Origin of the sequence: Spirosoma sordidisoli, from assembly GCF_004138325.1 — a bacterium.
GTDB classification, from domain to species: Bacteria; Bacteroidota; Bacteroidia; order Cytophagales; family Spirosomataceae; genus Spirosoma; species Spirosoma sordidisoli.
In genome coordinates this window covers 45,333-58,532 of sequence record NZ_SBLB01000011.1, presented here as the reverse complement: position 1 = coordinate 58,532, position 13,200 = coordinate 45,333, and the positions used below count along the sequence as shown (strand labels likewise).

12 protein-coding genes are annotated in these 13,200 nt (G+C 52.3%); 3 read left to right on the top strand and 9 right to left on the bottom strand.

Annotated elements, in window-relative coordinates; genetic code table 11:
* Positions 1–132 precede the first annotated feature (132 nt).
* Complete coding sequence (locus tag EQG79_RS27400; RefSeq protein ID WP_129605939.1) at positions 133–504, top strand: CoA-binding protein; 372 nt, start codon at positions 133–135, stop codon at positions 502–504.
* 63 nt (positions 505–567) lie between these two features.
* On the opposite strand, the gene EQG79_RS27395 is transcribed toward EQG79_RS27400, so the two are convergent.
* The 7 genes from EQG79_RS27395 to selD form a co-directional block, all read right to left on the bottom strand.
* Positions 568–1,575: a 3-oxoacyl-ACP synthase III family protein gene (locus EQG79_RS27395; protein WP_129605937.1), complete on the bottom strand. Its 1,008-nt coding sequence runs from the start codon at positions 1,573–1,575 to the stop codon at positions 568–570.
* 85 nt (positions 1,576–1,660) lie between these two features.
* The gene (gene purS / locus EQG79_RS27390) at positions 1,661–1,912 is read right to left on the bottom strand and encodes a phosphoribosylformylglycinamidine synthase subunit PurS (RefSeq protein ID WP_077921969.1); all 252 of its coding nucleotides are present in this window, start codon (positions 1,910–1,912) and stop codon (positions 1,661–1,663) included.
* Between the two features lie 36 nt (positions 1,913–1,948).
* Positions 1,949–2,650, bottom strand: coding sequence for a CDP-diacylglycerol--serine O-phosphatidyltransferase (pssA, locus tag EQG79_RS27385; protein WP_129605935.1), 702 nt, complete (start codon positions 2,648–2,650; stop codon positions 1,949–1,951).
* A 95-nt stretch (positions 2,651–2,745) separates the two neighbouring features.
* Positions 2,746–3,387 carry an MBL fold metallo-hydrolase gene (locus EQG79_RS27380; RefSeq protein ID WP_077921968.1) on the bottom strand — a complete coding sequence of 214 codons (642 nt, stop codon included), beginning with the start codon at positions 3,385–3,387 and terminating at the stop codon, positions 2,746–2,748.
* 79 nt (positions 3,388–3,466) lie between these two features.
* Complete coding sequence (locus EQG79_RS27375) at positions 3,467–4,168, bottom strand: SAM-dependent methyltransferase (protein WP_129605933.1); 702 nt, start codon at positions 4,166–4,168, stop codon at positions 3,467–3,469.
* Between the two features lie 56 nt (positions 4,169–4,224).
* Complete coding sequence (locus EQG79_RS27370) at positions 4,225–5,010, bottom strand: alpha/beta fold hydrolase (protein WP_129605931.1); 786 nt, start codon at positions 5,008–5,010, stop codon at positions 4,225–4,227.
* Positions 5,011–5,066: 56 nt separating this feature from the next.
* Positions 5,067–6,119, bottom strand: a complete 1,053-nt coding sequence (gene selD / locus EQG79_RS27365) for a selenide, water dikinase SelD (protein ID WP_077921965.1) — start codon at positions 6,117–6,119, stop codon at positions 5,067–5,069.
* A 381-nt stretch (positions 6,120–6,500) separates the two neighbouring features.
* On the opposite strand from selD, the gene EQG79_RS27360 reads away from it, so the two are divergent.
* Positions 6,501–9,860, top strand: coding sequence for a TonB-dependent receptor (locus tag EQG79_RS27360; protein WP_165358965.1), 3,360 nt, complete (start codon positions 6,501–6,503; stop codon positions 9,858–9,860).
* Between the two features lie 88 nt (positions 9,861–9,948).
* On the opposite strand, the gene EQG79_RS27355 is transcribed toward EQG79_RS27360, so the two are convergent.
* Entirely contained in the window at positions 9,949–10,938 is a 990-nt protein-coding gene (locus tag EQG79_RS27355) for a patatin-like phospholipase family protein (protein WP_077921963.1), read from the bottom strand.
* A 249-nt stretch (positions 10,939–11,187) separates the two neighbouring features.
* On the opposite strand from EQG79_RS27355, the gene EQG79_RS27350 reads away from it, so the two are divergent.
* Positions 11,188–12,162, top strand: coding sequence for a polyprenyl synthetase family protein (locus EQG79_RS27350; protein ID WP_077921962.1), 975 nt, complete (start codon positions 11,188–11,190; stop codon positions 12,160–12,162).
* A gap of 4 nt (positions 12,163–12,166) precedes the next feature.
* Here the strand turns inward: EQG79_RS27350 and EQG79_RS27345 are convergent, their stop codons facing one another.
* Complete coding sequence (locus EQG79_RS27345) at positions 12,167–12,979, bottom strand: sterol desaturase family protein (RefSeq protein ID WP_077921961.1); 813 nt, start codon at positions 12,977–12,979, stop codon at positions 12,167–12,169.
* Positions 12,980–13,200: the final 221 nt, after the last annotated feature.

Here is a 13,200-nt window from a genome sequence, read left to right as displayed (position 1 = left end):
TAACAGAAATAAAGATAGTGTATACCCTCATTCTGTTAGCAAAACTATCAACAAAGTAAATGAATTGCTACGGAGAATCCTGAACCTCGCTTTAAATCGCAGGGTTATATAGGCTACTTGGTATACAAAACGATGGACGCAGCCACGAAAAAGACGCTGGTGATTGGAGCCAGCGAGCAGACAGACCGGTATTCAAACCGGGCAGCCCGTAGCCTGATGCGGTACGGACATACTGTCGAACTGATCGGTTTACGAAAGGGAGCTATAGACAACCATCCTATTCAAACTGGTCGCCCGGCGCTTCAGGACATCGATACCGTGACGATGTACGTTGGGGCACGTAATCAGCCCGATTACTATGAGTACATCCGGCAGCTTAAGCCGCGTCGCGTCATTTTTAACCCGGGCGCAGAAAACCCCGAGTTTGAGCAGGTGTTGAAACAGGAAGGAATCGAGCCGTTGCACGCATGTACGCTGGTCATGCTATCGGTAGGCACGTATTAGGCTGGTTGAAGACAAGAGGGAAAAGGGTCGTATCGCCTAGTTCAGCGATACGACCCTTGTTTATCACCAGCGTATGAGGGCCGAGGCCCAGGTAAAGCCGCTACCGAAAGCAGCCAGACAAACCAGATCGCCGGACTTAACCCGTCCCTGGTCGAAGGCTTCGGTCAGGGCAATCGGTATTGAAGCTGCCGTCGTGTTGCCGTAATACTGAATGTTATTGAAAACTTTCTCGTCGGGCAGGCCCATCTGCTGCTGAACGTAATTCGAAATACGAATATTAGCCTGGTGCGGCACCAGCAGCGACAGATCGTCAGGCTGGTACCCGTTAGCGGTCAGGCTTTCGTTGATGACCTCCATAAACCGAACCACCGCGTGTTTGAAGACGGCGTTGCCGTTCATGACAACACTACTGCCGCTTTCGGTTGCCGTTTCCGGGGTAATAAAATGATCGGGTCGGCTGCTGCCGGGATCTTTCAGATAGAGTTCTTCGGCAAATCGACCATCAGCATGCAAGTGAGTCGACAGAATCCGATGGCTGGGGTCGGTCGTAGCCTGAACCACTGCGGCTCCTGCGCCATCTCCAAAAATTACCGCTACACCCCGCCCTTCGGTGGTTTTGTCCATCAGGGTAGACTGTATTTCTGACCCGATAACCAGGGCGGTTTTGTACATGCCGGTTTTGATGAACTGATCGGCAATGGAGAGCGCATACACGAAACCCGAACACTGCTGACGAATATCGATAACAGCTACCCCCTCTAGGCCCAGTTCACGCTGCATGAGAAAAGCAGAACCCGGGAAGTAATAATCCGGCGAGAGAGTTGCGTATACGATAAGGTCAACCGCCGACGTATCCAGACCGGCCCTGTCGAGAGCCATGCGTGACGCAGCCGTGGCCATACTGGCATTAGTATCCTTGCCGTACGTGAACCAGCGCCGTTGTTGTATGCCTGTCCGCTCCTGAATCCAGGTGTCAGACGTGTCCATGTATTGCTTGAGATCGTCGTTTTTGACAATCGTTTCGGGCACGTAGTAGCCTAAACCCGTAATTTTTGAGTGAAGTGTATTCATTCGTTGATGTCTGCAACCGCAGACGCTAAAACAGGGGCAAAGGTACTAAACCTAGTAGCCCCATAAAACCCGTTGCGTCTGGATATCAGGCGGCCCGAAGCTCAAAGGAATAGTCTTCCATGATCAGATTAGCCAACAGCTGGCGACAGGCTGCATCGACGGTTTCCCGGGCTTTCTCTTCAGTTTCGGCGTCGACCTGAAGCCGGATGTGCTTTCCGATCCGAACGCTGTCTATTGTATCCATCTGAAGATTGTGCAGGCCTAATTGTACGGCTTTCCCCTGCGGGTCCAGAATCTCCGGACGAGTCATGATGTTGATCTCGGCTATGTATTTCATGGTAAAGAATGAACAAGTGAACGACCCACGCAAGAGTTACTTCGTGACCCGATCACGGGTTTGGTCATTGGTAAAAAGTGAAACAACGATGTACAGTAAGATAACGAGCGGAATGGCTGCAAACTGCAAAAATAGCAGCAGCAGCGCGGATGCGATCAGGAAAAGAAACTTTGCCCGATTTTCGGCCCAGCCAAATGACTTGAACTTCAGCGCGAACAAAGGCAGGTCGGATACCAGCATGAATGAAAACGAGATCATCATACCCAGCGCAATATCATTTTGCCAGATAGCGTCGAACTGGGGTTGATACCGGCCCATGAGCGGAAAAGCCGCAATCAGCATAGCATTTGCCGGTACCGGCAGCCCGATAAACGATTCGGACTGACGGGTATCGATGTTGAAATTGGCAAGCCTGAGAGCCGACAGTACGGCAATCAGAAAGGCTCCGTACGAGATTAAACCCAGTTGCTGAAACCAGCAAAGCTGAAAAACAAGGGTAGCGGGTAATACGCCAAATGTAACGACATCGGCCAGGGAGTCGAGTTCTTTGCCGAAAGGACCCGAAACGTTAACGAGTCGGGCAACGAACCCATCGCCAAAGTCGAGGATGGCCGCCAGCCCGATCAGCCACGCAGCCAGTTCGAGCTGTCCCCGCAGGGCCATGACCAGACCAATGCACCCGCAAAGCAGGTTACCACAGGTCATGGCGTTTGGGATATGTTTAAGAAGGGCTTTCATGGGCGAACGAACGGATGAGTTCGTTGGTGAGCAGGCTGGTTAAAAACAGGCTGGGTATCGGTCAGCCCTCGGGAGTTGACCGACAGCCAGCCTGGCTAGGTGATTTTTACAAAAGGGTTAGTCCGTTTTTCATGGCCAATGGTAGTAGGATCCATATGGCCCGCGTAGACCGTATAGTCGTCAGGCAGGGTGAAAAACTTGGTTCTGATGCTGTTGAGTAAATCACTATGGTTGCAGTACGGAAAGTCGGTGCGACCAACGCTTCCCCGAAACAAGACATCGCCCCCAACTATATACCGATCGGCATGGTTGACAAACGCAACATGCCCCGGCGCATGCCCCGGCGTAAAAAGAACGTCGAGTGTCAAACCACCGATCCGAAACTGATCGCCTTCCTTGAGCCAGGCATCGATCTCGCTATGCTCGTAGCCGCGCAGACCATACAGCGCACAGCGGGTTGGCACATCGGCATAGATAACCTGTTCGCGCTCGTGCAGATAGGCCGGAACCTTGTACCGGCGCTTCAGATATGCCAGCCCGAATACATGATCGAGATGAGCATGGGTGAGCAGGATGTATTTCAGCGTAAGCTTGCGAGCGTCGAGAAACTGGCTTAGGGCCTCTTTCTCGGCCTGCTCGTAACAGCCAGGGTCAATCACGATGGCATCGCCCGATGTCTCGTCAGCAATAACGTAGGTGTTCTCCTGGAAGGGAGAAAACTCAAAGGCTTGAATCATAAACGATGCAGACAGTCTGCCAGGTGGGAAAAGCCCGTGCTGATGAATAAAAACGAGCGGAGTCAGCTCCGCCTTTGCCCTACAAAAGTAGGAACACCGTTGGTTTTTTGCGCAGATCGGGTACCTGCGATTTCCATTCGCGGATGGTCAGGGTCCGGACGAAGGCATCGGGGGCGGTCAGGTTACACGCCACACACAGGCGCGTGTTCCCCTGACAGCTGGCCAGCACATCGGCCATGAGCGCATCGTTTCGGTATGGCGTTTCGATAAAAATCTGGGTTTGCTGCCGTTGCTGGGCTTCTTTTTCCAGATGCCGTATGGTCCGGACCCGGTCTGCCTTTTCGATCGGCAGATACCCCTGGAATACGAACGACTGCCCGTTCAGACCCGACGCCATGAGGGCCAGCAGCAGGCTGGATGGGCCTACAAGTGGCTCGACCCGCCAGCCCAGCGTATGAGCCATGCCAACGACTACAGAACCCGGATCGGCTACGCCCGGGCAGCCTGCTTCAGACAGTACCCCGGCGTTTCGTTTGCGTTCCATCAGTTCCTGGATCTGCCGGCGGGTATCCGTTGGGGGGGTATCCTTATCAAGGTCGAAGAACGTTGTTTCGTCAATGATCCGGCTGGTTTTCAGACCACTGATGAACCGGCGGGCTGTGCGTACGTTCTCAACAAAGTAAGCGTCGGTTTTTTCGATCACCTCTCGGACGTAGGGAGGGAGAACCTCAGCCGCCGTGTCATCGGCAAGAAGCGTCGGTATAAGATAAAGCGTCGGCATCCGGCAAGTGGGATTCGGTTTTGTGTACAATACCCTGAAGAAGAGCAGGGGGTTGGTCAGGCTTGTAAAAAACGGAGCAGCGTGTCAACAAACTCCGCTGGTTTCTCGGCCTGCACCCAGTGACCGGCTCCCTGAATGGTTTCGATCGTTGCATTCGGGAAAATGCGCCTGATAGACGGTACGTCATCATCCAGGATATAGGGCGACTCACTCCCGCGGATAAACAGCGTCGGCTCCGTAACGATGCGCGGGTTGGTCAGTTCTTCGCCCACACCGTGCAGCTCCCGCTCAATGATGGGGAGATTGAGCCGCCAGTCAAATTGGCCCTGTTCATTCCGGTACAGATTTTTGAGCAGGAACTGCCGCACCGAAAGAGCTGGTTCGTACTGACTCAGAATCGTATCGGCTTCGTTACGGCTTTTCAGACCAAGCAGGTCAATGGCTTTCAGTCCCCGGATAATATCGCTGTGATGAACGGGATAGAACTTGGGTGCAATATCAACCACAACGAGCTTGCTGTACGAACCCGGCTTACCGTCGCTCGGGTAGCTCATGGCATATTGCATCACCGTTTTACCACCCATGGAGTGGCCCAGCAGGATAGCATCAGTCAGGTTCTGGTCGATCAGAAAGGCACGCAGGTCGGCGGCCATGTTTTGATAGTCCTGCTCATCGGCCCGGGGCGACTGGCCATGGTTGCGCTGATCAAGAGCAAACACCCGGTATCCCTGAGCCGCTATAGTCTTGCTCACGGTCAGCCAGTTATCAGACGAGCCGAAGATGCCATGTAGGATAACGATAGCCGGGCCTGTATCGCCGACCTGGCGGAAGAATAGTTTCATTCCAGTAACGAGTGGATGACGGAGCAGTATCAACTATTTTGCCACGTCATCGCGGTCTAGTGTACATAAACAACTTTGTCGCGCTGGTTGACCAGCTCGCCGAAGGACTGCAAAGTAAAGCCGTTTTCCCGGGCTACGCGTTCAAATTCTACCGTACTGCCCGGGTCAACGGCAATAAGTAGACCTCCCGACGTTTGCGGATCGGCCAGCACATACCGCTGTGTTTCGGTCAAGTCGCTGATTTTGTGTCCGTAGCTGTCCCAGTTACGAACGGTGCCGCCCGGAAAGCTTTTCTGGGCCAGATACTCGTTAACAACCGGCAGCGTAGGCACAGCATCGAACTCAACGAGAGCTGTCAGGCCAGACCCTTCGGCCATTTCGGTCAGGTGGCCCAGCAAACCGAAGCCTGTCACATCGGTAAGGGCTTTAACATAGGGCAGGCGCCCCAGTACGGCTCCGAAACTGTTCAATCTGGCCATCTGAGCCGGAGCCAGGTCAGCATGTTCAGGCTTGAGGATGCCTTTTTTCTGCGCTGTGGTCAAAATACCAACGCCCAACGGTTTCGTCAGATAAAGTTTGCAGCCGGCAGTTGCTGTGTTGTTCTGTTTCAGGTGGTCGATGCGGACTTTTCCCGTCACGGCCAGTCCGAAAATAGGCTCAGGCGAGTCGATGCTGTGGCCCCCAGCCAGGGGTATACCTGCTTCGCGGCAAATCGCCCGCGACCCTTCGAGTACCTGAGCGGCTACCTCCGGCGGCAGTTTGTCGATGGGCCAGCCGAGAATGGCAATGGCCATAATCGGTTCACCACCCATCGCGTAGATATCGCTGATGGCATTGGCAGAGGCAATACGGCCGAAATCAAATGCATTATCTACGATGGGCATAAAGAAATCGGTGGTACTGATAATGGCTTCTCCATTGCCCATATCCATAACGGCTGCATCATCGCGCGAGTCATTACCAACGAGCAGCTGACTGTATTGAGGCTGCGAGGCCGTGGCGTTGGTATGCAGGATTTTGTCAAGAATTTTTGGAGAAATTTTACAGCCGCAGCCAGCGCCGTGACTATACTGAGTAAGCTTAACGGCTGTTGTTTCGATTGGGGTCATAGCAGGGACAAAACTAAGTCGGAACGGACTACTTAATGGCAACTAAATCGATAGTAATACGCCTGAACAGAAAGGTTGGTTCGAAATTGGTCAGAAGAGTACCAGACTGGTATGCTGGACTTAACAAAAACTTAACATTAGTGAATAGAACGTAAAGCGACCCTTTTTGGCTTATTCCGTGATGCTGGCCTCTATAATAACTTAAGTTGGTACTTTTTAAAGAAGGCTTGCTTTGTAACCCGAGAGAAATTATGCCATCTTTGCGGCCGAATCGAGGCTTGAGCTAACCGTATGCGCTTCGCAGAACTACAAACCAAATCAAACACTTCTATGTACAGAAAACTACTGCAATTCAGGACAGCTTTCCCGTTGTTCTGCAGTATGCTATTCGCCTTACTCAGCGGTAGCGGAGTTTTTGCCCAAGGTGTAACCACCTCGTCAATTAGCGGGGCTGTTACAGACGCCAACAATGAAGGCTTGCCGGGTGCAACGGTCATTGCTGTTCACACACCTTCAGGCACACAATACGGAACAACAACGAATGCGCAGGGACAGTATACGTTTCCTGCTGTGCGTATTGGCGGGCCGTATACCTTAACATTCACGTATGTTGGGTATCAAGACAATAAGGTAGACAATCTGTACGCTAACCTCGGTTCGGCAGCGAACGCCAACGTAAAGCTGGTAGAAGCGGGTAAACAGCTATCTGAAGTTGTTGTAACGTCTTCACGGAGTGCTGTAATTAATAACAATAGAACGGGTGCTGCTACAGGGATTACCAACACGCAGATTACGACCTTACCAACGCTGAACCGCTCGTTTGCTGACTTTACGCGTCTGGATGCCCGTGCCAATGGGTTGAGCTTTGCAGGCCGGAACTCAGGATTTAACAATTTCACAGTTGACGGAGCTATCTTCAACAACGCCTTCGGTCTATCGTCGACGGTTGGTGGACAGGCGGGTGCTCAGCCCATTTCTATCGATGCCATTGATCAGCTTCAGGTAGCCATTGCTCCTTACGATGTTCGTCAGGGGGCGTTTACAGGGGCTGGCATCAATGCGGTTACGCGAAGTGGTTCCAACCAGATTCAGGGTTCGGTTTACTATTATGTTCGTGACCAATCGTTTGTAGGTAAGAAACTGAATGGAGTGGAACAGCCAATCAACGCCTTCAACCTGAACAACGTTGGTTTCCGGCTAGGTGGTCCAATCATCAAGAACAAGTTGTTCCTGTTCGTTAACTATGAGCGCGAGCGCCGGAATGATGGTGTTCCCGGTAACTGGGTAGCGTCGCGGCCTGGTTTGACAGGAGCAAACGTTTCCAGAGCTTCAGCAGCTGACCTGGATCGTTTGTCAGCTTTTATTCAGCAGCAGTACGGGTTTAATCCTGGCCCTTATGAGGGATACACGCTGCCTTCCAATAGCGATAAGGGAACGGCTCGTTTAGACTGGAACATCTCGCAGAATCACAAGCTGAACGTCAAGTACAATTTCCTCACCTCGTACTCTGATATTACACCATCAACATCAGGCGCTTTGGCCCAGGGACGTGGTCCTAATGCCAACGCACTCCCTTACCTGGCTTCCTTCTATCGGATCAACAACAACCTGCAGTCGGTAATCGGCGAGTTGAACAGCACGTTTGGCAGTAAGTTCGCCAACACGTTCCAGATCGGTTACTCAGCCTTCCGTGATTTCCGGGAAACCCCCTATCTGCCGCAGGACTTCCCGCTGGTGGATATCGGCAACGGAGCTGGTCAGCAGCTGACGGCTTTCGGTTATGAGCCGTTTACGTTCAACAACATTCTGAATTCGAACGTATTCCAGATTTCGGATAACTTCAGCATTTTTGCCGGTAAGCATACCTTTACGCTGGGCACGTATAACGAATTCTATAGCTTCCGAAACGGTTTTGCTCCGAACTATCAGGGCCAATATCAGTTTGCCAGCGTCGATGCCTTTATCAGCAATGCGACCCAAACACCAATCGCTGGTGGTACGGCTATTTCGCAGCCAACCCGCTTCCAGATCCAGTATTCAGCCCTGCCGGGTGGTGCGTTCCCCTTTGCCGACATCAAAGCGGCTCAGTACAGCGTATATGCCCAGGATGAATACCAGGCTGCCCGCAATCTGAAATTCACGCTGGGTATCCGGGCCGATGTACCTACGATCCCAACGGAGATTCAGCAAAACAGTAACCTGGCTGCGTTATCTAATTTCAGAGAAGGCGTTCGGCTGAATACATCTGAGTTTCCAAAGGCATCTGTCCTGTTTTCGCCCCGCTTAGGGTTCAACTGGGACGTTAAAGACGACAAAACCACCCAGGTGCGTGGTGGTGCCGGTATCTTCACCGGTCGTGTGCCGTATGTCTGGATTTCAAACCAGGCCAGTAATAACGGGGTGTTGTTTGGTTCTTCACAAATCAACAACCCACCTGCTACGGGTGATTTGGCCCGTCCGTTCAGCCCCGATGTTAACCGGTATCGCCCGGCTAACGCGGCTGCCAACACGCAGTACAATATTGCCATTACGGACCCGAACTTCAAGTTCCCACAAGTATTCCGGGCTAACTTAGGTATTGACCGTAACTTAGGTAAAGGCTACATTCTGACACTGGAAGGAATCTATACCAAAGACCTCAATGCTGTCTATCATCAGAACGTAAACCTGCCTAACTCAACGCAGAACCTGCGTGGACCCGATGGTGGCGATAACCGACCCATCTATTACGCCAACAACGCGGCTGGTTTCCCGGCAGTGGCCTACAACCGGATTTATGGTCAGAACCCGACAACTGGAGCTACGCTTTCTGGCACTGCAGTATCGGCGGCTAACCCGAACATTACGGATGCCATTCTGATGCGTAACACTAACCAGGGGTATTCTTATAACCTGACGGCTGAAATTCAGAAGCAGTTTGCTAATGGTTTTTACGCCAAAGCAGCTTACTCGTACACGGACTCTCGTTCGGTTAACGATGGTGGCTCTATTGCTCAGTCGATCTGGCGCGATCGCTCAATATCGGGAGATCCTAACGCAAACGTGTTGTCGTACTCGAGCTTCCTTCAGCCACATCGCATCATCGGCGTGGCGGCTTACCGCTTCGATTACCTGAATAAGCATGCTGCTACGACCATTTCGCTCTTCTATAACGGTTCATCAGGAAACCGCTACTCATATGCTTACTCAGGTGATCTGAATGGTGATGCTCAGCTGACCAATGACCTGATCTTTATTCCTCGTACGCAGGCCGATATTCAACTTCGGAATATTACCGTCGGTACAGGTGCATCAGCTACGGTTTATACGGCAGATCAGCAGTGGGCCGATCTTAATCGCTTTATTGATCAGGATCCCTACCTGAGCACCCGCCGTGGTCAGTATGCTGAGCGGAACGGCGCCCAAACACCATTTGTTAGCCGCCTGGACCTGAAAGTACTTCAGGAGTTTTCGTTGAACTTTGGTCAGACTCGTCACGCGTTCCAGGTGTCGCTCGACGTGTTCAACGTAGGCAACCTGATCAACTCGGAGTGGGGTAATGCACAATTTGCTACTACGGCTACACCGATCAACTTCGTTGGTTACGATAACACAGGCGCAACCGCTACGGGTCGCCCGGTGTTCCAGTTCCCTTATTTTGATTCGGCTAACCGGGTTCCCCGCACGTCTACGTTCCAGGCTGGTTCGGCCATTGCTAACCGCTGGCAGGCGCAACTGGGTCTGCGTTATATCTTCAACTAAGCGGATTGATTACCCTTGCATAAATAGAGGCCCTCACCAATCTGGTGAGGGCCTCTATTTATTTTACGCCTATAATAGCGAACTACAACTATGGCAAAACGGCTGCCTGACCATCGCCCTTTCTGAGCTTCATGACGTCTGTACCGGCCTGATACCCCATGACAATGAGCCGCCCGATGTCATCGGAAGTAAATTTCATCATGTTTAGATGAAGTGGCTCGGTAGGCCGGATAATAGTCAGGTGGAGCTGGCGCCCGTGCAGGTGTTCCCGTTCGGCATAGCGTTCGGCCCAGGCAATGTCGTTGTTAACGAGCTGATTAACCGTAATGTCTTTCACCCGATCCATCAGGTTAAGCAGATTGCGGTAGTTAAACTTCTCGTTGTAGATGCGCTTGGCGTGGCAGGCCACGCAGGCAATCTCGCCCGCCCCGTCTTCAATCGCAACCCGGAGCGGAGCCACCTCGCGTAGGCCTCCATCCAGAAACGCCCGACGGTGGTCGCCCCCGATCTGGATGGCTGGCATCAAAAAGGGCAATGAACTGCTGGCGTAGATATAATCCAGGAAATTCGGGTCGCTGGCGTCGGCATAACGCATGTCGCCTTCAATAATATCGACAGCACCCACTTTTATTCTGACAGGGCCGGTTTTGAGCGCTTCCAGGTCGAGGTGGTTCCGGATCAGGTTCTGAATGGGGGAGTTGTCGAGCAGGCCGTCAAATCGGCTCAGCAGCGTGTTATAACCCATCACAAACCGGGAGCGGATTACGGCTACATCGTCGGGTTTGGTAATGTGTCGGATCCAGAATTCGATGAGCGCCTTACCCGCTTTGGGCCAGTCGACCTGCCCCGTACTGGCGTGCTGATGAGCCGCTTCGTTAGCCAGAAAAGCTGCGTTCAGACTGCCGACCGAGATACCATAGAGCTGATCCGGTACAAAGCCCGACTCAAACAGGGCCATAACGGCTCCTACCTGAAAGGCGCCTTTGAGCGAACCACCACCCAGCACCAGCGCTTTGTGTCTGGGGTTTGAAAAAGCAGGACTATGGGTTGGAGTAGGGGGCGTTGGATTATTGACCATATGCAGATGAATGGAAGAAATCAGGGCGGGTAAATTGATGATTTTTAGACCACAATCAAAACGAGCTACCCTGTATTCTGCGTTTACCCAACGGCCTTTTTATGCTTGTTTTTCCCCGTCTCCGCTTTCCTTACTATACTTGCCGGAAATTTAGTTGGCAGTAAGCAGTTCGCAGCGCGATTTTTACCCAGCTGATCCAGTTACGGTCTGCCAACTGATTACGTAAGAACTGCCTACTACTCATCGAAGATGCCCCTCACCGTCGCCGACATCCAAGCCCCGATTGCTGCCGAAATGAAACTGTTCGAGCACAAATTCCGGGACTTGATGAAGAGCGATGTCATGCTGCTCGACCAGATCATGAATTATATCGTGAAACGGAAAGGCAAGCAGCTTCGGCCCATGTTTGTCTTTCTGACGGCCGGGGTCTGTGGCGAAATTACCGAATCGACCTACCGCGGGGCGTCGCTGATTGAACTGCTGCACACGGCTACCCTCGTTCACGATGATGTTGTCGATGAGTCGAACTACCGGCGTGGTTTCTTTTCTATCAATGCGCTCTGGAAAAATAAAGTAGCCGTACTGGTCGGCGACTATCTGCTTTCCAGAGGGTTACTGCTATCGGTCGATAATGGCGATTTCGAGTTGTTACAGATCGTTTCAACGGCTGTACGGGAGTTGAGCGAGGGCGAGTTGCTACAGATCGAAAAAGCCCGTCGGCTCGATATCACTGAGGATGTATACTACGAAATAATCCGTCAGAAAACGGCTTCCCTGATTGCCGCCTGCTGCGCCGTAGGTGCCCGGTCGGCGGGCGTCGGTAAAGACCGGATCGAGCAGGCCCGCGCATTCGGGGAAAAAGTCGGTATTGCCTTTCAGATTAAGGATGATCTGTTCGACTATGGTACGGCAGAAGTAGGCAAACCGCTGGGCATCGATATCAAAGAGAAGAAGATGACCCTGCCGCTCATCTATGCGCTTAACCGGGCGGGGTTTCTGCAAAAACGACGGATTATCAATATCATCAAAAACGAGAGCGAGAATCCCAAAAAGGTAGACGAGGTGATCCAGTTCGTTAAGCAGTCGGGCGGTATCGAGTACGCCACCGAAGCGATGAATCAATACGTAGCCGAAGCGCAGCAGTTGCTGAACTCGTTTCCCGACTCGTCGTACCGGCAGTCGCTGCATCAGCTGGTTCAGTATACGATCGAACGCAGCAAGTGATGGATCAGGATTCTTGATGAACCATTTCCTGCTCGCTGGTCAGCTTCGGCTTCGTTTTCTCACCAAACAGACGGTGAAAATCCGGACTCTCCGTACGCATCCATTTATCCCAGAAGGTAAAATAAAGGCCGTAGTTGAAGCGGAACTGCGCGTGGTGCAGGCTGTGGTGCGTGGCCCCGATCAGCCAGCGGCCCAGCCAGTGCTGATCGAAATCGCGGGGATAAATCTCGGTATTGAGGTGATTAATGGCACTCGATACGGTCATGATCATCAGGATAATCCCCACGGCCGATACGTGAAGCGGAAACACGAACAGCAGCGCCGGAATCACGATAGCCTGCAGCGTACTTTCGAGCGGGTGAAACGAAAAGGCCGTCCAGGGCGATGTGGTGATACTGTCGTGATGGGTCTTGTGCACCCAGCGGTAAACACCCGGTCGGTGCATCCACCGATGGAGCCAGTAGTAGTACGTCTCGTGCAGAAATAAAGTCAGTATAATGCTGGCCGGGTACCAGATAAGCGGGTAATCGGTAAGGCGGGTATAGATTTGCGTATACCCAGCCTGATAGGCCAGCATGACACTCAGCCCAATGGCCGTGAAAATGAGCGAGGTGAGGAGCGACCACCCAATCTCCCGCCGATCCTGCCCGTTTTTTCGGGGCCGGGTCTGTACGGCACGGCTGGCAAACTGCTCTTTCATAGATACATTGAAGAGCCACCAGAAAGCAAGGGAAAACAAGACATACCGCCCAAATATAGCCAGGAAAAAAAATAGCCCGGTGAGCCAGAACGTAGCCGGGTTGGTTAGTTGAATCATAGGGGTAGGAGAGCAGGTGCTCCCGGGTTGTATCCAGTACAGCAACGTAATAAGACGGGCAATGTTAGAAAAAGTTTGCAGCCTTTCCAGTTCCTGATACAAGTACCCGTTTAATCACTATGTCTGGGTATAACCGGTGGATATAGGTGTAAACGAAATTCGGTTAATACGCGCTGGCTGATAACATTCCGTTTACGATACATAAACGGGCGCCCGGTCTT